Raw genomic sequence first — 22221 nt, 5'->3', positions numbered from 1 at the left:
TCTGGTGGGGTTTTGTTTTACCCATTTGGCCTGCCCCCTTGGTGGTGGGCTCTTTTGATGCCCGTAAGGAGGCAAAACACAATGTATGGACGACGCCACCCATTCCTGCTCATGCTCACAGGTGATGAGGCTGGGGGTTCTGGAAGCCCTCAGGACGAGCCGGAGCAGACCACCAACGCCGACGCCGAGAAAGCAACCGATACCACTGACGACGCCGATGCCGACGACGTCGACGACGTCGATGAGAACGATGGCGAGCCGTGGGATAAGGAACGGGCCCTACGCAAGATCCGTAAGGCGAACGCCGAAGCAAAGGCCCTGCGTGAGCGGGCCAAGGCAGCGGAAGAAGCCGCCAAGGCCACACCGGATCTGAAGGCAAAGAATACTCAGCTTGAGGCTGAGAACCTGCGCCTACAAGTAGCTCTCGAGCTTGGCCTACCAGCCCAGATCGCTAGCCGTCTCCAAGGTGGGACGCGCGAAGAACTCCTCACGGACGCTGAGGAATTCATGAAGCTACTCGGGACGAAAACCCCGCCGACGACTAAGCCCACGAATGGGTTCGGTGAAACCCACACCAACACTCCAGTTTCTGGCAAGCCCATCGATCTTGACGAGCTTGCCGGTGGATTCATGAACTAACCAGAAAGGAGCCCACTTATGGCTCACCTGTTGTTTACCCCTGAGCAGGCGGCTCGCTCCACGCTGGCCGCGCTGCGCTACCTGTCTGTCCTTCCGCGCACGGTCCGCCAGGACTTCTCCAATGAGTTCGTGGCCGGGCGCGGCCAGACGATTAACGTGCTCGGCCCGGTCAAGGCCGGTGAGGCCAAGGTTTACACCGCGGCGAACCGGACCGCACGTGACGCGATCGAGTTCAACGAGCTGACCCAGGAATGGGTGCCGATCAAGCTCGAGAACCAGATCTACAACGCGGTTCGCCTGCCCGATAACTGGGCCACGTTCACCCTTGCAGATCTTCAGCGTCAGGTGCTGCGCCCGCAGGCCGAGTCCGTGGTCGACGCGCTGGCCACCCCGCTTGTGGAGGAGATGAAGAAGGTTAAGGCTGAGGCGAAGGCAGCGGCCACGATCGACGCCGCGACGGGTGAATCTGACGTGCTGCGGTCGATCACTCACCTGCGCCGCGTTCTTAACGACCGCAAGGTCCCCCAGCAGGGGCGCACGCTTGCGATTGGCACGGATTGGGAGGAAGCGATTCTGAACACTCCGATGCTGAACAAGGTCAACGAGGCCGGCGACGGCGGCTCTATGCTGCGTGCGGCGACGATTGGGAACCTGAAGGGGTTCCAGGTTGTGGTCGCCCCGGACCTGCCGGCGAACAAGGCGGTGGCCTACCACAAGGATGCCTTCGCGTTCGTCACCCGCCCCTCTCGTCGCCCTGAAGGCGCCGCGTATGGGGCCACGATCTCGGAGGCCGGCTTCGCCCTACGGCACATCATGCAGTACAACCCAGTCCAGCTCGAGGACCAGTCGATCGTGGACACGTTCTACGGTGCGGCGACCCTGGATGCGAACCGTGCGGTGGCGGCAACGATCTCGACCGCGTCCGCACCGTCCAGCTAACAGGCAAGGAAGGAGGCGGCACCAATGGAGCTTAAGCGTTTAGCACAGGTGGCCGAACTTGCTAACTACATCGGCGAAGCCATTAGCGATAGCACGGATGTCAAGCAGGCAGAGTCATTCCTTGATGCCGCCTCCTCCCTCGTGCTGTCGCATGCCGGTGAGCCGGGCTGGACTGAGCAGGATGTGCCCCAGGTGGCGAAGTTCGCGGTTCTAGCGTGCGCGGCTCGCGCATACACGAATCCGGATGGGTGGACGTCCGAGGCGGTCGATGACTGGCGGGGCTCTGGCCGCAAGGTCGAAGAGGCCGGCCTGTATTTGACGGCGTCGGAGAGGGCGTCTCTGGCTCGGTTCAGGCCGCGCCGCCCTTTCGGTACCGTGTCGACGACGCGCGATCCGGAACTGGTTGGGCGTGGGTTTGTGCCTACCCCGGACGGTGCCCCCATCTTGTGGTACTAGGGCGGTGATGCGTTATGGCCGTAAGCGCTCGTGGGATTCGCCGGGGCAGGCAGCTTGCAGAAAAGTTGATGCGCGCTCGGGTGTTGATTAGCCGGCCTACGGGCGAGACCGAGTTCGACGAGGCCACGTTCAAGCAGGTCTCCCAGGTGGAGACCGTGTATGAAGGCGTGGGCAAGGTCCAGTCCTATGAGGCGTATGAGGCTAACCCTGTGACAGCCGGGGCGCGGGCAACCTCGATTCGGGTGCGTGTGGATATCCCGGTGGGTGTGGCACGCGTCCAGCCCGGGGACCGAGTTGAGGTGCTCGAAAATCTTGATGACCCGCTTCTGGTTGGGCGGGTTTATCGGGTGGGTGTAGTCGGCCCGTACAAGTCGACGGCGACCGCGTACCGGATCTTCGTTGACGAGGTGACCCATGGCTAACATCCATGTAGACACCTCCGAACTGCGCGCGTTTTCAGTTGACTTGCATGAAGCGCCACTGAATGTGGTGCGCAAAGTACCCGCGGTGGTACGCAAAGGCGCACTCAACATCAAAAACGATCTGGTCAAAGACGCCTCCGACACGAAGTGGTTCAAACGCATCAAGGGCACGATCAGCTTTGACAAGCTCGACCAGGGCTTCGGTGCTGAGATTGGGCCTGTTAAACGCGGCCAAGGCAACCTCGCGAACATCGCCTACTTTGGTGGTGTGCACGGCGGTGGCGGCACTCTGCCTGACCCGGGTGGGGCTTTGGACCGGGAATTGCCAAGGTTTGAAAAAGCAATCCAAGACCTAGTTGAGGAGGTGCTGTGAAAGACCTGATCGCTGGCGCACTTGACGGGAAGGTCAAGGTCTATGACACGGATGCGTCCAAGCATTCGCTGGCCGATCTGCCTTACGTCGTTTTCATCGGCGGGCTGGGGGCCCGCGACGAGGAAGAATCTATGTACGGGCGCGACTCGACCAGTGGTGAACTGACCGTCAGGTTTGTGGGCCAGTCCCGTCAAGCGTTGTACACAATGGCCGCCCGCGTCAGGAAGGCCCTCGACCAGCACACGATGCGCCTGCCTATCGGCCACACGAGTTTTGTGCTCGCGGCCTGTGATGGTCCGTTTGTGGATACCACGGTCGCAATCCCTGATGATGGCACCTACCCGTTTTATCTTGACGACATTTACCAGATTTATACCGATCGAGGATCGATAGGAGAAGAACCATGATTGATGTGATCGACCGGCTTGGACGCCCGTGCAGGGTGCCCGAGCATTGGCTTTCCCACCCCGTGCTGGGTGCGGATTTTTCGCTACCTAACAAGACGAACAAGGATGAGACCAAGACCCCTGCAGCGGGGCGGAAGGCGGCTAAGTAATGGCCAAGGAGATTAAGCGCGGGCCGAAGACGCTCGCTGATGCACGCACGAAGCTCACCGTCCTCACGGTGCGCCCTAAGAACATGAAGGCGATCACGGTCGCCGAACTGACGGCCGGCTACGACATCCAAGACTTCATTTTGAAGTCTGATTTCCAGCTTGGCCCGTCCGGGTCATCCACGATTTCGGAGATCGAGCTCGGCGCACCCGGAGAAGGCCAGGCCTTTGGGTTGTCCGCAGGATCTGGGCACGTGACGATTTTCCGCTACCTTGACCAGGACGGTAAGCCTGATCCGGAAGCCGACGTCGTGTTCTCCCTGTTCAAGACTAAGGGCACCGAGCTGACGCTGGTGCGCCGTGATGGGGCGCCGGCAGGGCAGGCGTGGAAGTCCGGGGATGAATACTCGGCTTTCGAGGTCACCAATGATGACCCGCAGTTCCCTGCTGACGGTTCTGGGTATATCAAGCGGCCGGTGCCTTTGGCTGTGGGTGCGATGCACCTTGACCAGACAGTCGCCGAAGCCTGATACCAGACGTGTGCGGGCAGGAAAGCGGCGTGTGTCTACTCCGAGCATGCTGCTGGCCGGCCCGCACACCACACCTTAAGGGAGCATCATGGAAGAATCACTATCCGACCTCACCCCGCCCGATGTGGGCGAAGACGAACCCCTCGAGGAGACATTAAGTAGCTCCGACGTCGAACAGCGCATCCGCGAGGCCGCCCAAGAGTTCGACTTGCACGCCTTCATCGAAGGCATCCGCACCGCGAGGGTCACCGTCATCATCTACTCGCGTGGAGACCTAGCCAACAAACACTCAAAGATCACCGGCAGGATCGCCGAAGCTACGCTACGCGGAGACCGCATTAAAGTCCGCGAGCTATCCGAGCGGGCTGACAAGATTCGTGAAGAGTTCCTTGCCTCCGGGCTGGAAATCACCCTTGAAGAGCGCTCGAGGGATTGGCAGAAACGCAAAGTTAAGGAGCTTCGCGACGCCGGTATCACGACGCAGGCAGAGGTGGGTGCGCACTTGATTGCTGCCCAGGTCGTCGAACCGGCTGTGCTGACCGGGGATGCGGACTTTTTCCTCCTCATGGCCGACAAGATACCGGCCCAGTACAAGCGCGTCGTCGGAGCCTGGAATCAGCTCAACGGCGCCGACGAGCAGGCGGGTTTACCGGTTTTTTAGCGCGCGTCCTGACCGAACCCCACAATCTCGAAATCTTGACGGGGCTTGAGACAGCGAAAGCATGGCAGGTGCGGCCCTTGGAGTTCTTCGGTGTGGAGGGTCGGGGCGCGTGGACGGAAACCGACCGGTCCCTATCGGTGGCTCTTGAACTGTATGAGCGCGGTAAGTGCCCTGATTGTGGTATCCCGCGCCAGATCGCATACGACCCGGCAATGGATGGCTGGTTCGAGGTACCGGACGAGGCCACGGTGTGTTATGCGTGTGCGGCGCGTGACCGGGTGGTGATGGATGAGCATCTCCGGGCAGAGCCGGGCCAGAAATTCCCGGTGGTGAACACGCTACCGGCAGAAGTGAGGTGAAACCTATGCGTGAGCGTTCCGTGAAGGTGGTCTTGCGGGCGAACGTGGAGGATTTCCGGAAGAACATGGCCGCCGCAAGCACGTCGTTTGAGCAGGCCGTGAGGGACATGGATAAGTCCGCACAGGTGGCGTCCACGAATGGTGGCCGGTTGGTGCAGTCGATGCAAGCCCAGCGTGCCGAGTGGGACCGTATCGGCGGGGTCCTGGTGGCGTTTGGTGCCGGGTTGACGGCGGCGTTTGCTGGGTCAGCGAAAGCGGCCATTGACTGGGAGTCCTCGTTCGCGGGCGTGCGTAAAACTGTTGATGCGTCCGAAGCCGAGTTCGCGCTGCTGGATACCAGGCTGCGTGATATGGCCAGGAGCATGCCGGCCACTCATGCGGAGATTGCGCAGGTGGCGGAGGCGGCTGGCCAGCTCGGTATCGAGACCAGGAATTTGGATTCGTTTACTGAGGCGATGATCCAAATGGGTGAGGCGACCAACTTGAGCGCTGATGAGGCGGCAACCCAGCTGGCACGCTTCGCGAATATTATGGGAACAGCCCAAACTGAATTCACGAACATGGGCTCCGCGATCGTCGCACTAGGTAACAATTTTGCGACGTCCGAGTCAGAAATTGTGAACATGTCGATGCGTTTGGCCTCTGCTGGTAAGCAGGCGGGCATGACCGAGGGTGACATTTTCGGTATCGCGACCGCCTTGTCGTCGGTGGGTATCGAGGCAGAAGCCGGTGGTACCGCCGTGTCGAAGGTGATTATCGAGATGCGTAACGCGGTCGACACCGGCAGCGGAAAGCTAGAGGTTTTCGCCAAGGTCGCGGGGATGACGGGTGAGCAGTTCGCGCGAGCATTCCGGGACGATGCCGCAGGCGCTCTGACCATGTTCATTCAAGGCCTTGCCCAGATGGAAGCGACCGGCCAGTCTACCTATCCGGTGTTGCAAGAGCTTGGTATGACTGATGTGCGTGTGGGTAATGCGTTGCGCTCCTCGGCCAACGCTGCGGACATGTTCACGGGCGCGATCGAAATGGGCAATAGCGCCTACCAGGAAAACACGGCGTTGTCGGATGAGTATGCGGCCCGGATGAAAACAATGGCCTCGAAACTCGTCGTCTTCAAGAACAACGTCGTTGATCTGGCGATCTCGCTCGGAGACCTGCTACTCCCCGCGTTAAACTTTGTTGTTGAAGGCCTGACCGGGGTTGTGCATTGGATCGGTGATCTGCCCGCTCCGCTCCAGGTGGTGATCGGAGTATTCACAGGGCTCGGCGGTGTCATATCACTCGCCGCAGGTGGCTTCATGCTCCTCGCACCCCGCGTCATGGATGCCTACCACGCCTTCCAAGCCCTCAAAAGCGCCAATATCCTCGGTATCGGAACAGCGATGGGGAAGGCTGGCGGCATGGCGCGCGGCCTAGTCGGGGCAATTGCTGGCTTGTCTGGGCCGATAACCCTGGCCGTAGGGTCGGTGGGTGTGCTCGCCGGTGTCGTCGCGTCTTATGTGAACGAAGGCCGCGCGGCTGAAGAAGTCAGCAGGCGGCTCGCCCGGTCATTCGACCAGGTCACGGGAGCGGCTACGGGCAACACGCGCGAACTCCTCGCTGCAGAATTAGTCGCGAATGGGGTGGCCGAGGACTATGCGGCGCTCGGCGGGAACGTGGCCGACCTGATCCCCGCGATAGAAGGCAACGCCGACGCGATCGCCCGCGTCAACGAAATTCTGGGTGTGAACTCGGACCAGATCGAGGACGCCTACAACGGGGCTGAACTGTGGGCCTTGAACATGGCGGCCGCCGACCAGGCCGCCTATGGGCTAGGTAACACATTAGGAGACATGGCTGTAGAACCGGTGAGCGAGGGCATGAACGACCTGCGCAACCGGCTCCATGACGTCGCCGCCGGTTTCGACCTGGCAGGCGGCGACGCAAACTACGCTGCGCAAATGCTCGAAGGTGCCGAGGCTGCGATGGCCGGCACGGCCGGGGCGAGTGACGATCTTGCGGGGTCGTCGGAGGTAGCGGCTGGCGGGATTAGCCAGGTTGGTGAGGAAGCGGCCGGGGCACAACAAGCGCTCGACGACTACATTGCTTCGTTGTTTGAGGCGGCGGGTATCAACATGTCCGTGGATGAGGCTGCGATCCGGTATGCGGAGACGTTGGCGGAGGTGATCGCGAATTTGCATGAGGGCGCGGGTGCGTCTGCCGTGGGCACCAATGCTCAACGGGACAACCAGTCCTCGCTGATCGACCTCGCACGAGATTCTGGCCGATGGATGCAGGCCATGATCAAGCAAGGCGGCGTGACTGATGACCTTGCCGCACGCACTCAGCAGATGACAAACGACTTTCTTGCGACGGCTGAGCAGATGGGCGTCAACAGTGATCGGGCTGTGGAGTTGGCTGCGGATTACGGCCTGATCCCGGCGGATATTCGCACGCGGGCTGAGTTTGACGATTGGCAGGCGCGTAACGACGCGAACGGCTGGAAGTTGTGGTTGGAGTCAATTCCGGCGCGTAAAGAGGTCACACTAGTTCAGAAAATTGTGCAGCAAGGCGCGTTGGTTGGTGCTGGGGTGGGCATGTCGACACCTGGCTATTCGCAGGGTGGGTACACGGGTCCGGGCAGGGTGACCGAGCCTGCGGGCATCGTGCACAAGGGCGAGGTTGTGTGGTCGCAGCGGGATGTTGCGCGCGCTGGTGGCGTGGCCGTGGTCGAGGCAATGCGCCGCGGGTTGCGTGGCTACCAAGCGGGCGGCGTGGTGCAAGGGCCGTCGGCGCAGGCTCCCCGGCCGGTGGTGAACGTTGCCGCGCCCTCGCTGGAGGGTGTGGCGATTGAGGGCGCCCTGCGTGTGGGGGATGCCCTGGTGCCGTTGATTGATGGGCGGATTGTGCGTCGTGAGCGGCATCGGGCACTGGTGAGGAGGTAACCCGTGTTTCCTGCAGAGAAGATTGAGTCGGATCGGCATGAGATTCGCTCGCTCGACGGGCGTGTGAGGGTTCCGTTCAAATGGCTAGGCGACTACCCTGTGACCGGTGACGCGGGGTTGGCGTTCATCTACCCGCATGGTGCTAAGTTTCCGGTGGTGCGACGCCGTGAATCGCGCGCACAGTCGTGGACGCTCGAAGCCGTCACGGTGGGTGCGGACTCCACGCGGTTGGCTGGCCTACTCGAGACAGGCGCGCCGGTGGGAGTTTATCACGCGCAGGCAGCGTGTCACGCCGTGGGCTGTCAGATCCCGGCATTCCAAACGGTGTGGGTGGCGGCGTACCCGTCCCAGCGGTCGGATATTGACCGGTTGGCCCGGCGGGCGTGGAAGCTGGAGCTTGTGCCGGCAGACGTGGACGCGATCGGCGACGTGGGTGGCTTCCAGTGGGCCGACGTGGCCACCCAGTGGGACACATGGGGTGGCATGCAAGCGGCAAATGCGTCATGGAAGGTTCTCGCTGACCGAGAGGCACAGGTGTAACACGCATGGAGATCACCCCCAGTCTCACTGTTTATCAGCACGACCAGGTCGCGCTCGTGGCGCCGGTCGTGTCCGGCTCCTACGCGGTCAAAGCCCTACCGGATGGGACAGACGACCACGTGCTCGAAGTGCAGATCCCCTACATGGTAGACGGTGTCGACATTCGGCCATTTGCCCGTGGGGAGCTACTGACTGGGGTGGGGGAAACCATGCGCCTCGAGTGGGATTTCCGTGAGGGTGGGCGCACCTGGCAGGCCGCGTCGGTGATCTGCCAGATCGAGACCGCCTCCGTGGAGGCGGCTGGCATCACCCTGTCAGGGCATGGCCTGCTGTCACGGGTGCGGCATCATGCACGCCGGAACGCCACCCAATACCCGGAGGCTAAACGCGCGGTCGACGTCATCCGCGATATCCTCGCCGAGGACAACATCGCGCTAAGTGTGGCGATGAGCGCGGTGACTCCGTCGATCCCGGCGGGGTGGGTGTCGGGCACTGACCGGTGGCAAGCTCTCACCGACATGGTCCAAGCGATCCCCGCGAGGCTGCGGCACGTGGATGCCGGTGTCGTGCTGTCAGACCCGCTAAAGCCAGCTGAAGAGTTCACGCGGGTGCTACGTGACGGGGACGGTGGCACCGTCGTCTCCGCGCCCTGTGTGTTTGACAGGTTTGAGCGGCCGAATCATGTGGTCGTGCGTGGGAAAGGTGTCGATGGGGAGCCGGATTTTGCGGAGGAAGCTTTCCTAGAGTACGGCCCGTATTCTCCCGGCGAGTACGGGTGGGTCACAGTGGAGGTGGAAGCGGACGCGGTGACAACGCCGGCCGCCGCGCGGCATATGGCGGTGAACCGGCTCTACGAGCTAGGCCGAGGCGCACACATCCTCCAAGTGAGGGCCGCCTCCGACTGGGAAATCAATATCGACGATGCGGTGATTGTGGAGTTTGAGCAGTCGAGGTGGGCTGGTCGCGTTGTCGGTGTGGAGTGGCCGGCTGATGGGCTGGGCGAGATGACGATCGAGGTAGGTGTGGATTCGTGACGATTCTTTCAGCATATGATGGGCAGCCGGAGGGGCCGGAGGCTGGCCGGGTGGAGCGCACGGGCGTGCTCAAAGAGCTGAGTGCGGATTCCAAGCGGGGTTTGGTCTCCTACATGGGGGTCGACCTGTGGCTACCGCTGATGCCAGGCATGTTCGTCATCGGCGGCCTGGTGTCGGTGCTCGAAGAGCGGGGGCGCCCGGTGCGTGTTCTCGCGGCGGTGTCGGATCGTCCCCTCGCTCAGCCTGGCGAAGATGCGGCCTCGGGTGAGCTGGTGGTGCGGCGGGCGCCCTCGTGGGCTGGTACCGTGCTGGAGCCGATCACTGAGCGCGGCATGACCGAGGAAGAAAAAGCGCGGCTTGAAGAGGCCACGCAAGAGCTGGCGGACGCGAAGCAGGAGCTGGCGGCCGCAGATTCGGCACTCAGCGAGCACCTGGCAACCCTGGAGGAGAAGCTGGCGACGGAGGCTGGCCGGATTGATGCGGCTGTGATCTCGGCACGGGGCGCGCATAACGCGGCAGTATCCGCGCAGGAAGCCGCAGATGAGGCCGCACAGAAGTACGGGCCACTCGACGAGCGCACAAGGAAGGCGCAGCAGGCTGCTGACCAGGCTAAGCGTGGGGCTCAGGCAGCTAGTGAGTCGGCGCGGGAAGCGCTCACACAGTATGCGGCCGTGGATGCGCAGGCCCAGGCCGCACAGGGTGCGGCACAGCAAGCCCAACAGGCGGCGGAGTCAGCGCAGGTGGTGGCAGACACGGCACGAGAGAATGCGAGGACCGCGCAGCAGACGGCTGATGAGGCGGCGGCAAAGTATGGTGCACTGGATGAGCGGACGAGGACCGCCCAGTCGGCAGCGGATGTCGCGAAGCAGACTGCCCGGGCCGCGCAGGCCACGGCTGATCAAGTGAAGAAGGACGCGGCCGCATTACAGTCAAAGGTTGAGAAAACCGAGGTTGACCTTGGCAAGGTTGTCCTTGCGTTGGATGGCAAAACGGCGATTACGATCTCCACCAGCAGGCCGTCCACGCGCACTCCGGGCAAGGTCAAAGGTGACGTGTGGTGGCAGACTGACATGAGCCATAACCTGTACGGTCAGTGGACCTGGGACGGGTCCCAGTGGAAAGCGTCGCTGATCCGCAACGAGCTGGTCGCGTCGTTGGATGTGCACAAGCTTCAGGTGACTGGGTCGGCACGTATCGCCACGGCGGTCGTCAATAAACTTTATTCGGAGCTGATCGTGGCGAAGCTTTTCGTGGCCCAGCGTGTAATCGCTGAGCACATGATGGCCAACGGGTCAGTGACCTCGCGCATGCTGAATGTGGTGCCGGAGAATGGCAAGGGCGGCTTGCAGCTGAAGCCTGACGGGCTGATGATTGTGGATGCTGATGGGGTTGGGGCGGTGGATCTGCGTGTCAACACCGAGAACTACATCAGCTTTTATCAAGACGGTGCCGCCACCTTTTTCGTCTCCGCCCAGGGGGATTTGACCGCACAGAACATCACCGCGAATGATACATTAACGTACCGTGGGGTGGAGCTCGCTACCCTGCTCGACCCGTTACCTCGTGGGGTAATCGGCCAGTCAATGCTGAACAATACCATTATTTCTGGGGGGCCGTGGACAGAGATCTGCTCAGTGTCATTTGTCCCCGAAGTGGGGCGCCAATACCGTGCAGTGCTCTCAGTTAGCGCCAAATCCTCAGCGTCTATCAGTCATGCTGTTGGTGCGAAATTCTCCGCTAACTCTACCTTCTCGCGTACCTGGATAGCGCCGTATTTTGAGGGCGGAACCGAAGTTTCCTATACGCACGAGTTCTCGTTTAATGCCTATGATACGGGTGCTAGTGCGCAGCAGGAAGTCACGCTGTCAGTGTATGGGCAGTCCTCAGAGGCCCCGTCCCAGATCGCGTTCCGCGGCTGGGGGGATGCCATCACTACGCGCCGTGCCTGCTACATGCTGGTCGAGGACATCGGCGTGGCGGCACCGTTACAGATGCAAACCATGCGCTCCCAACTGGGGGATAGCGTTTCTACCACCACGGAGCGCCAGTACACCACTGAATGGGTGATGACTGGGTTCCAAAACTACAATGCGGGACGGAAGTATGCCCACACGTCCGGGAACATAGCTGGCGGGTACTACGGCGGTGAGTGGCGCGGGATCATGTTTTTCAACTACGGCACGATCCGTAGTGCACTCACTGGGTCGCACGTGGCCTCGATCGATATCTACTTACCGAATGCGCACACGTATTCTTCGGCGGGGTCAACGGTGCTTATTGGGTCACACAGTTATGCGTCTGCCCCGGCATCTAGCCCAAGCCTATCGGCCGCCACGTCCACCCATTTCGGGCGAGGCCAAGGCAAATGGGTGCCGCTTCCAGGCAGCGTAGCAACCGGGTTCGCCACGGGCAGTATTCGCGGCCTCGGCGTGTACGGCGGTTCCCAGTCGAACTATGCGCTGTTCCGCCCTCAAGGGGTCAAGATTCGGGCAACATACACCAAATAAAAGAGGGGTAGGTCAGATGGTAGTAGATATTGGGTGGGAAAAGCTCGACCGGACTGAGCTCGAGCAGATCATCAACCTGGGCAAGTTCTACTTGGATGCACTGGACCGTGAGGAGCGCCTCATGGGTGTACTAGCTGAGATCACTGGAGGCATCGATGTGGTGGAGGGCCGCCCGTGGGTGCAACCTACCGGGTCGCACAACGTCTACCCGTTGGGGGTGACTGTCACCCATGAGGGCCATCTGTGGCGGTCCGAGCACCCGTTTAATGCGTGGCCGCCCGGAACCCCTAACCTGTGGACCGACCTGGGTAAAGCTCCCGCCAGCGTGGACGCCCCGCCGGCCGATGATCATCCGGCGTGGGAGCCGGGCATCCAGGTTCGTGCCGGTGACATTGTCGCTCATGACAGGACCCTGTATCGGGCCGTCCAGGCGCACACCACGCAGGCCGGGTGGGAACCGCCCATGGTGCCTGCCCTATTCACCCGAATCTAGAAAAGAGGTACGAGTCATGGCTCAAGATGTGTTCAAGCGGGATGTGTCTAGCCTGAGTCAGGCGGCAAACATCGTCGACACGCTCACGAGGTTTTCGAAGACGCTAGGGGCATATATTCCGGTGGCGTCGGTAACTGAGGCGAATGCTATTGCCAGCAAGGCCCCGGCCGGGACTGTGTGGCCGCTCCATTTTTGGAACACAGCAACGAACCGGCCCATGGTCAAGCTCTCGTCAACCTCGAGTGTGATTGACGAGGCGGCTACAGTCCCAGATAACAGCGTGTATATCGACGGGCTCTGGTATGCCCTCTCAGGCACCCAGCAAATGCCGTCGGCGTCGTGGAACCATCAGGGCAATAGTTGGTATGCGACGACGTTGAATATTCCGTGGCCATACACCCCACCTCCGGGGTACGGGTTCTCCTACCAGGCGGATGCTACGACGGGGTACACGCTGATCATGAGCGTGAACCGGGGCACTCGCGGCGGGTACACCGTGTGCCGCATGCTGAATTATGCAAACGAGAATCCGCACGTGAGTACGGTGGTGTGGCAGCTGGTCAAGGTCGCATGAAAGAGGGCGTCATGTTGAAGCATTCGCAACCCAACACGCCCTCGCCATCGCCGCATACAAACCCATCGCCGACGCGTGGGAGGCAAGCCTGACCGAGCAGCCGTATCATTCCCGGCGCGGCTGGGACGAACAAGTCATCTCCGACCAGCTCATCCGCCGGGCAGTACGCCGAGTCGCCAAACTCGACGCCGAATCCGAACCCGCCTAACCACCGCACACCGAGGAAAGGAGCCCCCCTTTTGGACGGCAACCAAGCGGAAACTATCGGCCAGATCGTCGCCGGAATCGGGCTCGGCCTGCTCCTTTTAGCCCAATTCTTTTGGGCGCAGGCCAAAGAAAAATTCTTAGCGTGGCGTAAGCGGCGGGTGTCGATCGCTAAGAGTGTGCAGCGGATCGAAGAATCCACCGTGAACGCGCACTCAACGAAATTACGGGATGATGTGGATGATCTTGCCAACCGGTTAGGGATTGTAGAGCGGACGGTGGCGGCTAATTCGGAGGGGCTTGGCCGGATCGAAAAAACGCTAGATCAGTTGGTGGCGATCACGCAGGACACGTCCGACCGGCTAGCAAACGAGGAACGCAACCGTTACGCGTTGGGTGAGCAAGCCCGCTTAGATTACGCCCGGTTTGACCGCGAGCTGCAGCATTTGAAATCTCGGGTGGGCAGGTGCCCGGCGAGCAGTGATGACAAAGACTAACCCCGCCCTGGCGGGGTTTTCTCGTACCAACATAGGAAAGGGAGAGCGTGGAGTTCATACAAGCGAAATGCTATACGAAAGGCCGACAAGGCAAGAAAATCAGCCAGATTGTTATTCATTGGTGGGGTGACCCGGCCACCAACCCCACCCATGACGGCGTCGTAGGCTGGTTCCGTTCCGGCGGCGGAAACAACTCCGCTCATTACGTGGTGTCGGCTGGCCGTGTGACGCAGATGGTGGCTGATGAGGATACGGCTTGGCATGCCGGCAACTGGGACACCAACCTAACTTCGATCGGGATTGAAATCGCGCCTTATGCGACCGAAGCCGACAAGGCCGAGGCAGGCAACCTGATCCGCCGCCTGTATGCGAAATACGGCCAGCTACCGCTCAAAGGCCACAAGGAAGTATCCAACCGGCCAACCGCCTGCCCAGGCGTCTACGACGACCCTGAGCGCGTGCTTGGCCCATACGTCAAAGAGAACACAACTCAAGGAGAAAACATCATGGCTACAATGTCTAGCCCCGCCGTGGGACGGGTGTCGAGCGAGTACGGGTGGCGGCCGCGCCTGTCAGCACGGATCGGAGCGATGCTGCACGCCGGCATCGACATCGCCAACCAGACAGGCACCCCCATTCACGCCGCCTATGCTGGCACGGTCGAAAAGGCCGGCTGGAATATCGTGGCTGGTCGCACCGGCCAGGGCATCCTCATCCGCAACCCCGACGGCGAACGCCAGTACTACGGGCACCTGAGCGCTATCCAAGTACGTGTCGGTCAGAGAGTAGCCCTTGGTCAGCAGATCGGGCTGATGGGTGCTACCGGACGCGTCACGGGTCCGCACTTGCATTTTGAGTGTTGGGATCGGCGGGGCAAGACGCGTAATCCGCGTGAGGATTTCCGCGCGCATGGGGTCAGGCCAGGAGCAGAGCCGGTGATCCCAGCAAAAGCGCCTGCCCCGTCACAGGTCGCGCCCGGCGATCTTAACCGCGACGGGAAGGTTTCGTATTACGAGTATGAGATCGACGGGGTCGCGGGTGAAGAGACGATCAAAGGTTTACAGCGGTTTTTGCACGACCGGGGCTGCTACTCGCGTGTGATCGATGGCCAGGCTGGCTACTATACGTGGCTTGGCTGGCAGCATTGGCTGCGCTCGCGTGGCTTCTACCCCGCCTCCCGGTTCGTCTTGGACGGCGAGCTCGGCTACTGGACGGTCTATGAGACCCAAAGATACCTCCAGTCGCTTGGTGAGTATCAGGGTTTCGTGATCGACGGCCAGGCAGGCAAGGAAACAATCAAAGCACTCCAACGGGTGCTTACAACAACGAAAAGGAGCAATTAAATGAGTACTATTCTCACACCGAAAGTACGCTCGTGGATTTACGGCGTCTCAGTCGCACTCATCGCACTACTGGTCGCACTTGGCGTGATCGTCGACGGACTCGACACGCAGATCCTCAACCTCATCGCCGCCGTGCTCGGACTCAACTCGGCCGCACTAGCGTCCGTGTACCGGCCGACGAAGGTGCCGCAGGACGCGCCGGACGAGCCGGTAGGCTATTCCGGGCTGGAGTTTTAGGCAGCTGTCATCCTGATATGATTTGCGCCCCACCTACTACCTTTTCTGGGTAGCGGGTGGGGCGCTTTTCTTGTGTGGGCTAGTTTCCGTAGACTTCCCGGAAAGCCGCTTCGGCGGCACGCTGATCGTGTATAGGCCACTGGATAGCGCCGCGGGAAAAGGGAATGGCTACACTAATGGCTACACCTAGCGTACGCACACCTACGTGGTGATTGTCGGGTTTCGTTGCTAGTCCGCGTTTTCACGTGGTGCCCCGAACAGGATTCGAACCTGCGGCCTTCTGCTCCGGAGGCAGACGCTCTATCCCCTGAGCTATCGGGGCCCGGCGATTCGTCAGTCTAACACCGCCAAGCGCGCAGAATCGAATCGTGCGGTGATACCAAATTGGGCGCTCCGCCGGGCGCCGGTATGCTTGGTGCATGACTCCTGAAGAACTTGCTGCCCTTATCCGCGCCTCTCTCGAGCAGGCGATTGCTGCCGGCGAAGTCAACCTAGATCCGGCCGAGCTACCGGACGTGAAGGTGGAGCGCCCGCGCAGCCGCGAACATGGCGATTGGGCCACGAACGTCGCTTTGCAGCTGGCCAAGAAGGCGGGCACGAACCCGCGTGCGCTCGCGGAGCTCCTCAAGGCCAGGATAGTGGGCGCGCAGGCGATCGCGGGCGTGGACATCGCGGGCCCGGGTTTTATGAACATCACGCTCAACGCGGCGGCCGCGGGTGAGCTTGCTCGCACGATCGTGGAGGCGGGGGATTCCTACGGGACAGGGAAGGCGCTAGCAGGGTCGACCGTCAATCTCGAATACGTCTCCGCCAACCCCACCGGCCCGATCCACGTGGGCGGCGCGCGCTGGGCGGCCGTGGGTGATTCGCTCTCGCGCATCCTGAAGGCGAACGGCGCCGATGTGGTGCGCGAATACTATTTCAACGATCACGGCGCCCAGATCGACCGCTTCTCGGCGTCATTGCTCGCCCGCGCCCGCGGCGAAGAGGCGCCGCAGGACGGGTACGGGGGCCAGTACATCGCCGACATCGCCCAACAGGTCATCGCCGGCGAGCTCGCGGCGGGTCGCCCGGATCCGACGGGCCTTCCCGACGCCGAGGCGCGTGAAATCTTCCGCGAACGCGGCGTCAACCTCATGTTTGCCGCGATCAAGGCAGAGATGGGTGACTTCCGTGTGGAATTCGACGTGTACTTCCACGAGGATTCCCTGCACGAGTCTGGTGCGGTGGACGCGGCCATCGCGCGCCTGCGCGAGCAGGGCGTGATCTTCGAGGCAGACGGCGCCACCTGGATCCGCACCACGGACTTCGGGGACGACAAGGATCGCGTGATTATTAAGTCCGACGGCGATGCGGCCTACTTCGCGGGTGACATCGCCTACTACCTCGACAAGCGCAAGCGCGGGGCGGACCACGTGGTCATCATGCTGGGCGCCGACCACCACGGCTACATCGGGCGCATGTACGCGATGGCCCGCGCCTTCGGTGACACCGCCGGGCAGGGAGAGAACCTTGAGATCCTCATCGGCCAGCTGGTCAGCCTGGTGCGGGATGGGCAGCCGGTGAAGATGTCTAAGCGCGCCGGCACGATCGTGGTGCTCAGCGACCTGGTGGAGGCCGCCGGCGTCGACGCTGCACGCTACTCCCTGGTGCGCGCCGCGATGGATTCCCCGCTCGAGATCGACCTGGGCCTGATCACCTCCAACACGAACGAGAACCCCGTTTACTACGTCCAGTACGCGCACGCGCGCACCTGCAACGTTGACCGCAACGCGGCCGAGCACGGCGTGCGACGCGACGCATTCGACCCGGCTCTCCTGGACGGGCAGGCCGACGAGGAGCTGCTGGCCACCCTCGCCCAGTACCCGGTGATCGTGGCGCAGGCGGCCGAGCTGCGCGAGCCGCACCGTGTGGCCCGCTACCTGGAGGAGCTCGCGGGCAAGTACCATTCGTGGTACGGCGCCTCGCGCGTCACCCCGCGCGGGGACGATCCGGTCAGCCCCGTCCACGAGGCTCGCCTGTGGCTCAACGACGCCGCCGGCCAGGTGCTCCGCAACGGCTTGGGCCTGCTCGGCGTGAGCGCTCCGGAGAGGATGTAACCGTGGCAACCCGCGCACCAGAGCCGACCGGTCGCCCGGATGGGGTGTGGTCCGTCAACACCGCACGCACCGACTCCGGCGAGCTGGCCGTGGCTGGCGTGCCCGTCACGCGGATCGCCCAAGAGTTCGGTACCCCCACCTACATTTTGGATGAGGACGACATGCGCGGGCGGGCGCGAGCCTGGAAGACGGCGATGGAGGCTGCCTTCGCTCCGCTTGCCGGCGCCGACGTCTACTACGCCGGCAAAGCCTTCCTCTCCAAGGCGGTCGCCCGCTGGATGACGGAGGAGGGGCTTAACATCGACTCGGCCTCCGAGGGTGAGATGCGCACGGCGCTCGCGGCCGGGGTGCCGGGAGACCGGATCGGCCTGCACGGGAACAACAAGTCGGACGCGGAGATAGCGCTCGCACTCGAGTGCGGGGCAGCCCACGTGGTTGTCGATTCCCTGCCCGAGATCGAGCAGGTGGCTCGAATTGCGCGGGCGGCCGGCGTTCTCGCGCCGGTGTACGTGCGCCTGACCACGGGCATCCACGCCGGCGGCCACGATTTCATCCAGACCGCGCACGAGGATCAGAAGTTTGGGCTGTCGGTCACGACGGGCGCCGCACAGGAGGCCATCGCCCGCATCGCCGCCACCGACGGCCTGGAGCTGCTCGGCTTACACTCCCACATCGGTTCCCAGATCCTTTCCACTGACGGCTTCGCCCAGGCCGCGAAGGCCGTGCTTGACGTGCGGGCGTGGGCGAACTCGGAGGGCATCGACATTCCCGAGGTGGACCTCGGCGGGGGATACGGCGTGCGCTACACCGCCGCCGACGCCGCACCGCCCGCCCCCGAAGCCTTCGCCTGGGTGCTGGCTGAGGCCGTGAGCGCCCACGTCGCCGAAACCGGGTTGCGCCCGCCGCGCGTGTCGATCGAGCCCGGCCGTTCGATCGTGGCCCCCGCGATGATGACGCTCTACACGGTCGGCACGATCAAGGACGTGGCCACCGATTCCGGCCCGCGCCGTTACGTCTCCGTGGACGGCGGCATGTCCGATAACCTGCGCCCCGCACTCTACGGAGCGCAGTACACGGCAACCGTGGCGGGCAGGCTGGCCGAGGGCGAGGAGGCGCGTTGCCGCGTCGTCGGCAAGCACTGCGAGTCGGGGGACATCGTGGTGCACGACGTCGCCCTGGCCCCGCTTTATGCCGGGGACCTGCTGGCCGTTCCCGTGACCGGGGCCTACGGGCGTTCGATGGGATCGAACTACAACATGCTGGCGCGCCCCGGCGTCGTCTCAGTACGAGACGGGCACTGCAGGCTCATTCTTCGCCGTGAGACAATCGAGGATCAGCTTGCCCTCGACGTGGGCTAGTGCGAAAGGACGAGATGAGTATCAAGATTGCGCTCCTGGGTTGCGGAACCGTCGGAACCCAGGTGGCACGCCTGCTCCAGGAAAACAACGCGCTGCTTTCGGCGCGTGCGGGGGCCGACCTCGAACTGATCGGAATCGCGGTGTCCAACCTTGGCGCCCAGCGAGACCCGGCGATCGACCGTGGCCTGCTCACCACCGATTCGATTGGCCTCATCGAGCGGGCCGACGTCGTCATCGAACTCATTGGCGGCATCGAGCCCCCGCGCACGCTCATCCGCCACGCCCTTGAGTCGGGCGCGTCGGTGGTCACGGGCAACAAGGCGCTACTTGCCGAGCACGGCCCCGAGTTGTATGACCTGGCGAAGGACAAGCGGGTCGACCTCTATTACGAGGCGGCCGTGGCTGGTGCCGTGCCGGTGGTCTACGCGGTGCGTGAGTCGCTCGCCGGAGATACGGTCAAGGCGATCAAGGCCATCCTCAACGGCACCACGAACTACATCCTCGACGAAATGACCACCAAGGGCCTCTCGTTCGACGAGGTCCTCGCCACCGCCCAGGACCTTGGGTACGCCGAGTCTGACCCGAGCGCCGACGTCGACGGCTTCGACGCCGCTGCGAAGATCGCGATCCTCGCCTCCCTCGCCTTCCACAAGCGGGTCTCGCTCGCCGACGTCGACGTGGAGGGCATCCGCTCGATCACGGCCGAGGACATCGCCGCGGCGAGCAAGAACGGCTACGTTATCAAGCTGGTGGCCACCGCCGCGCAGGCGGGTGGCAAAATCGAGACGCGCGTGGCGCCCTCGCTCGTGCCGCTGTCCCACCCGCTGGCCTCCATCGGCGGCTCCTTCAATGCGGTGGTGATCGAGGCCGAGGCGGCGGGCCGGCTCATGTTCTACGGTAGGGGAGCGGGCGGCGCCCCGACGGCGTCGGCGGTGCTCTCCGACGTCGTCGCCGCCGCGGCGAAGAAGGTGCTCGGCGGGCGTGCCCCGCAGGAGATCGTGCTTGGCCACTCCGAGTTCATGGATGCGGACGAATCTGTCTCACGGTATTTCGTGCGGCTGCGGGTGGCCGATATCGTGGGCGTCTTGGCCGAGGTGACGGAGGCGTTTGCGACGGCGGGAGTGTCGATCCGCGCGGTCAACCAAGAGGAAGACGAGGAGCCGGGGGTGGCGGCGCTCGCGATCACCACCCATTCGGCCACGGCTGCTCACATGGCGGCTACCATCGAGGCTGTAGGAAAGATCGACGACGTGCACGAGGTGGTGCGCGTGTTTCGGGTGGAGGACGAATAATGGCTCATCAGTGGCAAGGCCTCATTGGCGAATACCGTGAGCGGCTACCCTTTGCGGAGTCGGATCCGGTGGTCACGCTCAAGGAGGGCGGCACGCCGCTCGTCTACGCGAGGGCGCTGTCGGAGAGGCTGGACGCCGAGGTATACGTCAAGGTTGAGGGCGCCAACCCTACCGGATCGTTTAAGGACCGCGGCATGACCACCGCGATCTCGCAGGTGTTGCAGACGGGCGTGGAAGTGGTGGCCTGTGCCTCCACCGGCAACACCTCGGCCTCCGCCGCCGCCTACGCGGTGGCGGCCGGCTTGCAGTGCGCCGTCATCCTGCCGGCGGGCAAGATCGCCGCGGGAAAGCTCGCCCAGGCGATCGTCCATGGCGCCCGCCTCGTGGCGGTGGACGGCAACTTCGACGACTGCCTGACCATTGTCCGCGAGCTGACGGACGCCCACCCGGTGGCGCTCGTCAACTCGGTTAACCCTTACCGCCTTCAGGGGCAGAAGACAGCTGCCTTCGAGATCGTGGATGAGCTCGGCGACGCCCCAGACATCCACGTGCTGCCCGTGGGCAACGCCGGCAACATCACGGCCTACTGGATGGGCTACAACGAATACGCGGGCCGCACCACCCTTGCCTCGCTCGACGATTCCGCCCTCCACATGGAGGCGGTGGCCACGAAGGTGCCGCAGATGTGGGGAGTGCAGGCGTGGGGGGCTGCGCCGCTGGTGCTCGGGCACGTGGTTGACCAGCCCGAGACGATCGCCACCGCCATCCGGATCGGCAATCCGGCGTCGTGGAAGTACGCCGAGGCCGCCCGCGACGACTCGCGTGGCTGGATCGACCGCGTGCATGACGAACAGATTCTGGCGGCGCAGAAGATCCTCGCCGCCGAGGTGGGCGTGTTCGTGGAGCCGGCCTCGGCGGCGTCGGTGGCCGGGCTCCTTCAGGCCGGTGAGCAGGGCAAGGTGCCTCACGGTGCGAAGATCGTGTGCACGGTGACGGGCAACGGCCTGAAGGACACCGCCACGGCGCTGGGCGATATGGAACTCGACTTGACGCCGATTGAGCCGACCACGCAGGCCGCCGCCCGGGTCCTGGGGCTGTCATGAGGATTGTCAAGGATACGGCGCGGGTGCGGGTGCCGGCGTCCTCGGGAAACCTCGGTCCGGGCTTTGACTCGATGGGCATGGCTCACGACGTGTGGGACGAGGTCTCGGCCACGCTGACGACGGGCCCGTCGAAGGTGCTCGTGGTGGGCGAGGGGCACGATACGCTCCCGAAGGACGACTCCCACCTCATCATCCGTGTCATGCGCGAGACCTTTGAGTGGGTGGGTGCGCCCGCGGCGGGCATCGAGCTCGTGTGCCGAAACTCTATCCCGCATGGCAAGGGGATGGGTTCCTCGGCCGCGGCGATCGTGGCGGGCGTCATGCTTGTGCGGGAGATGTTGGGAACGCCGGCGGACTTCACGCTCGAGCGCGTCCTCGACATCGCGGCCACGTACGAGGGTCACCCGGACAACGCCGCGCCTGCGATCTATGGCGGTGCCACCCTGTCCTGGGCCGAGGGTGAGCACTACCGCACGACCCGGCTTGAGGTTTCTCCCCAGGTCAAGACCACGCTGTTGGTGCCGCACGAGGTGTTGCCGACGACGACGGCGCGCGCCGTCCTGCCGCCCACCGTCCCGCATGCCGACGCCGCCTTCAACGCCGGGCGCGCCGCGTTACTGACCCACGCGCTCGCCAGCGAACCGGCTCTGCTGTTTGCCGCCACGGAGGACCGGATCCACCAGGGCTACCGCGCCGACTCGATGCCCCACACGGCCGCGATGCTTTCCGCGCTACGCGAGGCGGGCTGGCCCGCCGTCATTAGCGGAGCCGGCCCCACCATTCTGGTGTTTGCGCAGGTGGCGCCAGCGATGGCGAGCATTCTCGCACAGCGGGGATTCCGCACGGTGGATTCGAAGCAGGTTGCCGGTGCTCACATTTTGGGGCGCTAGATTTCCCAAAGTGGTTCGGCGCGTGTAAACTGTCAGCTGACGTGATTGGCTGTTAGCCGCGTCAGCGAGGCCCCCGAGGCCCGCACCGCACGCACATGATTCGAGCGCTTTGCGCCGTCGTGCGGAACATTAACCCAGTGATCTCCGGCTTTGTCCCGGATCCGAGGAAGGAACCTCGTGAGCGAAAACCCAAC

24 protein-coding genes and 1 tRNA gene are annotated in these 22221 nt (G+C 63.1%); 24 read left to right on the top strand and 1 reads right to left on the bottom strand.

Features of this window, described 5'->3' with window-relative positions:
- Positions 1-81 precede the first annotated feature (81 nt).
- The 19 genes from J2S45_RS08480 to J2S45_RS08390 all read left to right on the top strand — a co-directional run bounded on the left by J2S45_RS08480 (position 82) and on the right by J2S45_RS08390 (position 15285).
- Positions 82-639, top strand: coding sequence for a hypothetical protein (locus J2S45_RS08480; protein WP_307635102.1), 558 nt, complete (start codon positions 82-84; stop codon positions 637-639).
- A gap of 18 nt (positions 640-657) precedes the next feature.
- Entirely contained in the window at positions 658-1578 is a 921-nt protein-coding gene (locus tag J2S45_RS08475) for a P22 phage major capsid protein family protein (RefSeq protein ID WP_307635101.1), read from the top strand.
- Positions 1579-1602: 24 nt separating this feature from the next.
- Positions 1603-2034, top strand: coding sequence for a hypothetical protein (locus J2S45_RS08470; protein ID WP_296931911.1), 432 nt, complete (start codon positions 1603-1605; stop codon positions 2032-2034).
- 14 nt (positions 2035-2048) lie between these two features.
- Complete coding sequence (locus tag J2S45_RS08465) at positions 2049-2456, top strand: DUF6093 family protein (RefSeq protein WP_296931910.1); 408 nt, start codon at positions 2049-2051, stop codon at positions 2454-2456.
- On the top strand, positions 2449-2829 hold the full coding sequence (locus J2S45_RS08460) for a hypothetical protein (protein WP_296931908.1): 381 nt from the start codon (positions 2449-2451) through the stop codon (positions 2827-2829). The genes J2S45_RS08465 and J2S45_RS08460 overlap by 8 nt, the downstream gene beginning before the upstream one ends.
- The gene (locus tag J2S45_RS08455; RefSeq protein WP_296931907.1) at positions 2826-3236 is read left to right on the top strand and encodes a hypothetical protein; all 411 of its coding nucleotides are present in this window, start codon (positions 2826-2828) and stop codon (positions 3234-3236) included. Before J2S45_RS08460 ends, J2S45_RS08455 begins: the two co-directional genes overlap by 4 nt.
- Positions 3233-3385, top strand: coding sequence for a hypothetical protein (locus tag J2S45_RS08450; protein WP_307635100.1), 153 nt, complete (start codon positions 3233-3235; stop codon positions 3383-3385). Before J2S45_RS08455 ends, J2S45_RS08450 begins: the two co-directional genes overlap by 4 nt.
- Positions 3385-3912: a phage tail tube protein gene (locus tag J2S45_RS08445; RefSeq protein WP_296931903.1), complete on the top strand. Its 528-nt coding sequence runs from the start codon at positions 3385-3387 to the stop codon at positions 3910-3912. The genes J2S45_RS08450 and J2S45_RS08445 overlap by 1 nt, the downstream gene beginning before the upstream one ends.
- An 88-nt stretch (positions 3913-4000) precedes the next feature.
- Complete coding sequence (locus J2S45_RS08440) at positions 4001-4573, top strand: hypothetical protein (protein ID WP_296931902.1); 573 nt, start codon at positions 4001-4003, stop codon at positions 4571-4573.
- Between the two features lie 35 nt (positions 4574-4608).
- Positions 4609-4932: a hypothetical protein gene (locus J2S45_RS08435; RefSeq protein WP_307635099.1), complete on the top strand. Its 324-nt coding sequence runs from the start codon at positions 4609-4611 to the stop codon at positions 4930-4932.
- Positions 4933-4952: 20 nt separating this feature from the next.
- A complete protein-coding gene (locus J2S45_RS08430; protein ID WP_307635098.1) occupies positions 4953-7856 on the top strand; it encodes a phage tail tape measure protein in 2904 nt (967 codons plus the stop codon).
- A gap of 3 nt (positions 7857-7859) precedes the next feature.
- Positions 7860-8396, top strand: a complete 537-nt coding sequence (locus tag J2S45_RS08425; RefSeq protein ID WP_296931898.1) for a hypothetical protein — start codon at positions 7860-7862, stop codon at positions 8394-8396.
- Positions 8397-8401: 5 nt separating this feature from the next.
- Positions 8402-9430 carry a hypothetical protein gene (locus J2S45_RS08420; RefSeq protein WP_296931896.1) on the top strand — a complete coding sequence of 343 codons (1029 nt, stop codon included), beginning with the start codon at positions 8402-8404 and terminating at the stop codon, positions 9428-9430.
- On the top strand, positions 9427-11937 hold the full coding sequence (locus J2S45_RS08415; RefSeq protein WP_307635097.1) for a hypothetical protein: 2511 nt from the start codon (positions 9427-9429) through the stop codon (positions 11935-11937). Before J2S45_RS08420 ends, J2S45_RS08415 begins: the two co-directional genes overlap by 4 nt.
- Before the next feature lie 16 nt (positions 11938-11953).
- Entirely contained in the window at positions 11954-12430 is a 477-nt protein-coding gene (locus tag J2S45_RS08410) for a carbohydrate-binding protein (RefSeq protein ID WP_307635096.1), read from the top strand.
- Positions 12431-12446: 16 nt separating this feature from the next.
- Positions 12447-13004: a hypothetical protein gene (locus tag J2S45_RS08405; RefSeq protein WP_307635095.1), complete on the top strand. Its 558-nt coding sequence runs from the start codon at positions 12447-12449 to the stop codon at positions 13002-13004.
- 239 nt (positions 13005-13243) lie between these two features.
- Positions 13244-13705 (top strand): hypothetical protein, encoded by a 462-nt coding sequence (locus tag J2S45_RS08400; RefSeq protein WP_296931888.1) that lies wholly within the window; start codon positions 13244-13246, stop codon positions 13703-13705.
- 47 nt (positions 13706-13752) lie between these two features.
- Positions 13753-15048 (top strand): peptidoglycan DD-metalloendopeptidase family protein, encoded by a 1296-nt coding sequence (locus J2S45_RS08395; RefSeq protein WP_307635094.1) that lies wholly within the window; start codon positions 13753-13755, stop codon positions 15046-15048.
- Entirely contained in the window at positions 15049-15285 is a 237-nt protein-coding gene (locus tag J2S45_RS08390; RefSeq protein ID WP_307635093.1) for a phage holin, read from the top strand.
- A 246-nt stretch (positions 15286-15531) separates the two neighbouring features.
- Here the strand turns inward: J2S45_RS08390 and J2S45_RS08385 are convergent.
- Positions 15532-15607: transfer RNA gene (locus J2S45_RS08385), tRNA-Arg, on the bottom strand.
- A 97-nt stretch (positions 15608-15704) separates the two neighbouring features.
- On the opposite strand from J2S45_RS08385, the gene argS reads away from it, so the two are divergent.
- From argS to thrB, 5 genes are read left to right on the top strand one after another with little or no spacing between them, the layout of a single operon-like run.
- Positions 15705-17384, top strand: a complete 1680-nt coding sequence (argS, locus tag J2S45_RS08380) for an arginine--tRNA ligase (RefSeq protein ID WP_270975873.1) — start codon at positions 15705-15707, stop codon at positions 17382-17384.
- A gap of 2 nt (positions 17385-17386) precedes the next feature.
- Positions 17387-18742 carry a diaminopimelate decarboxylase gene (gene lysA, locus J2S45_RS08375; protein ID WP_307635092.1) on the top strand — a complete coding sequence of 452 codons (1356 nt, stop codon included), beginning with the start codon at positions 17387-17389 and terminating at the stop codon, positions 18740-18742.
- A gap of 14 nt (positions 18743-18756) precedes the next feature.
- Positions 18757-20034, top strand: coding sequence for a homoserine dehydrogenase (locus J2S45_RS08370; RefSeq protein WP_307635091.1), 1278 nt, complete (start codon positions 18757-18759; stop codon positions 20032-20034).
- Complete coding sequence (thrC, locus tag J2S45_RS08365) at positions 20034-21137, top strand: threonine synthase (RefSeq protein ID WP_296929495.1); 1104 nt, start codon at positions 20034-20036, stop codon at positions 21135-21137. The genes J2S45_RS08370 and thrC overlap by 1 nt, the downstream gene beginning before the upstream one ends.
- On the top strand, positions 21134-22027 hold the full coding sequence (gene thrB, locus J2S45_RS08360) for a homoserine kinase (RefSeq protein WP_296929498.1): 894 nt from the start codon (positions 21134-21136) through the stop codon (positions 22025-22027). Before thrC ends, thrB begins: the two co-directional genes overlap by 4 nt.
- Positions 22028-22221: the final 194 nt, after the last annotated feature.

Source organism: Trueperella abortisuis, from assembly GCF_030811095.1.
GTDB lineage: Bacteria > Actinomycetota > Actinomycetes > Actinomycetales > Actinomycetaceae > Trueperella > Trueperella abortisuis.
Note: the sequence above shows the minus strand (reverse complement) of the source record. Positions and strands in the feature narration are given on the sequence as shown.

Bases quoted from the DNA above. Each gene is read 5' to 3' on its own strand.
- J2S45_RS08470 (WP_296931911.1), top strand. From the start codon at position 1,603: ATGGAGCTTAAGCGTTTAGCACAGGTGGCCGAACTTGCTAACTACATC.
- J2S45_RS08370 (WP_307635091.1), top strand. From the start codon at position 18,757: ATGAGTATCAAGATTGCGCTCCTGGGTTGCGGAACCGTCGGAACCCAG.
- J2S45_RS08410 (WP_307635096.1), top strand. From the start codon at position 11,954: ATGGTAGTAGATATTGGGTGGGAAAAGCTCGACCGGACTGAGCTCGAG.
- J2S45_RS08420 (WP_296931896.1), top strand. From the start codon at position 8,402: ATGGAGATCACCCCCAGTCTCACTGTTTATCAGCACGACCAGGTCGCG.
- thrC (WP_296929495.1), top strand. From the start codon at position 20,034: ATGGCTCATCAGTGGCAAGGCCTCATTGGCGAATACCGTGAGCGGCTA.
- J2S45_RS08445 (WP_296931903.1), top strand. From the start codon at position 3,385: ATGGCCAAGGAGATTAAGCGCGGGCCGAAGACGCTCGCTGATGCACGC.
- thrB (WP_296929498.1), top strand. From the start codon at position 21,134: ATGAGGATTGTCAAGGATACGGCGCGGGTGCGGGTGCCGGCGTCCTCG.
- J2S45_RS08390 (WP_307635093.1), top strand. From the start codon at position 15,049: ATGAGTACTATTCTCACACCGAAAGTACGCTCGTGGATTTACGGCGTC.
- J2S45_RS08475 (WP_307635101.1), top strand. From the start codon at position 658: ATGGCTCACCTGTTGTTTACCCCTGAGCAGGCGGCTCGCTCCACGCTG.
- J2S45_RS08440 (WP_296931902.1), top strand. From the start codon at position 4,001: ATGGAAGAATCACTATCCGACCTCACCCCGCCCGATGTGGGCGAAGAC.
- J2S45_RS08405 (WP_307635095.1), top strand. From the start codon at position 12,447: ATGGCTCAAGATGTGTTCAAGCGGGATGTGTCTAGCCTGAGTCAGGCG.
- J2S45_RS08465 (WP_296931910.1), top strand. From the start codon at position 2,049: ATGGCCGTAAGCGCTCGTGGGATTCGCCGGGGCAGGCAGCTTGCAGAA.
- J2S45_RS08460 (WP_296931908.1), top strand. From the start codon at position 2,449: ATGGCTAACATCCATGTAGACACCTCCGAACTGCGCGCGTTTTCAGTT.
- J2S45_RS08450 (WP_307635100.1), top strand. From the start codon at position 3,233: ATGATTGATGTGATCGACCGGCTTGGACGCCCGTGCAGGGTGCCCGAG.
- J2S45_RS08480 (WP_307635102.1), top strand. From the start codon at position 82: ATGTATGGACGACGCCACCCATTCCTGCTCATGCTCACAGGTGATGAG.
- argS (WP_270975873.1), top strand. From the start codon at position 15,705: ATGACTCCTGAAGAACTTGCTGCCCTTATCCGCGCCTCTCTCGAGCAG.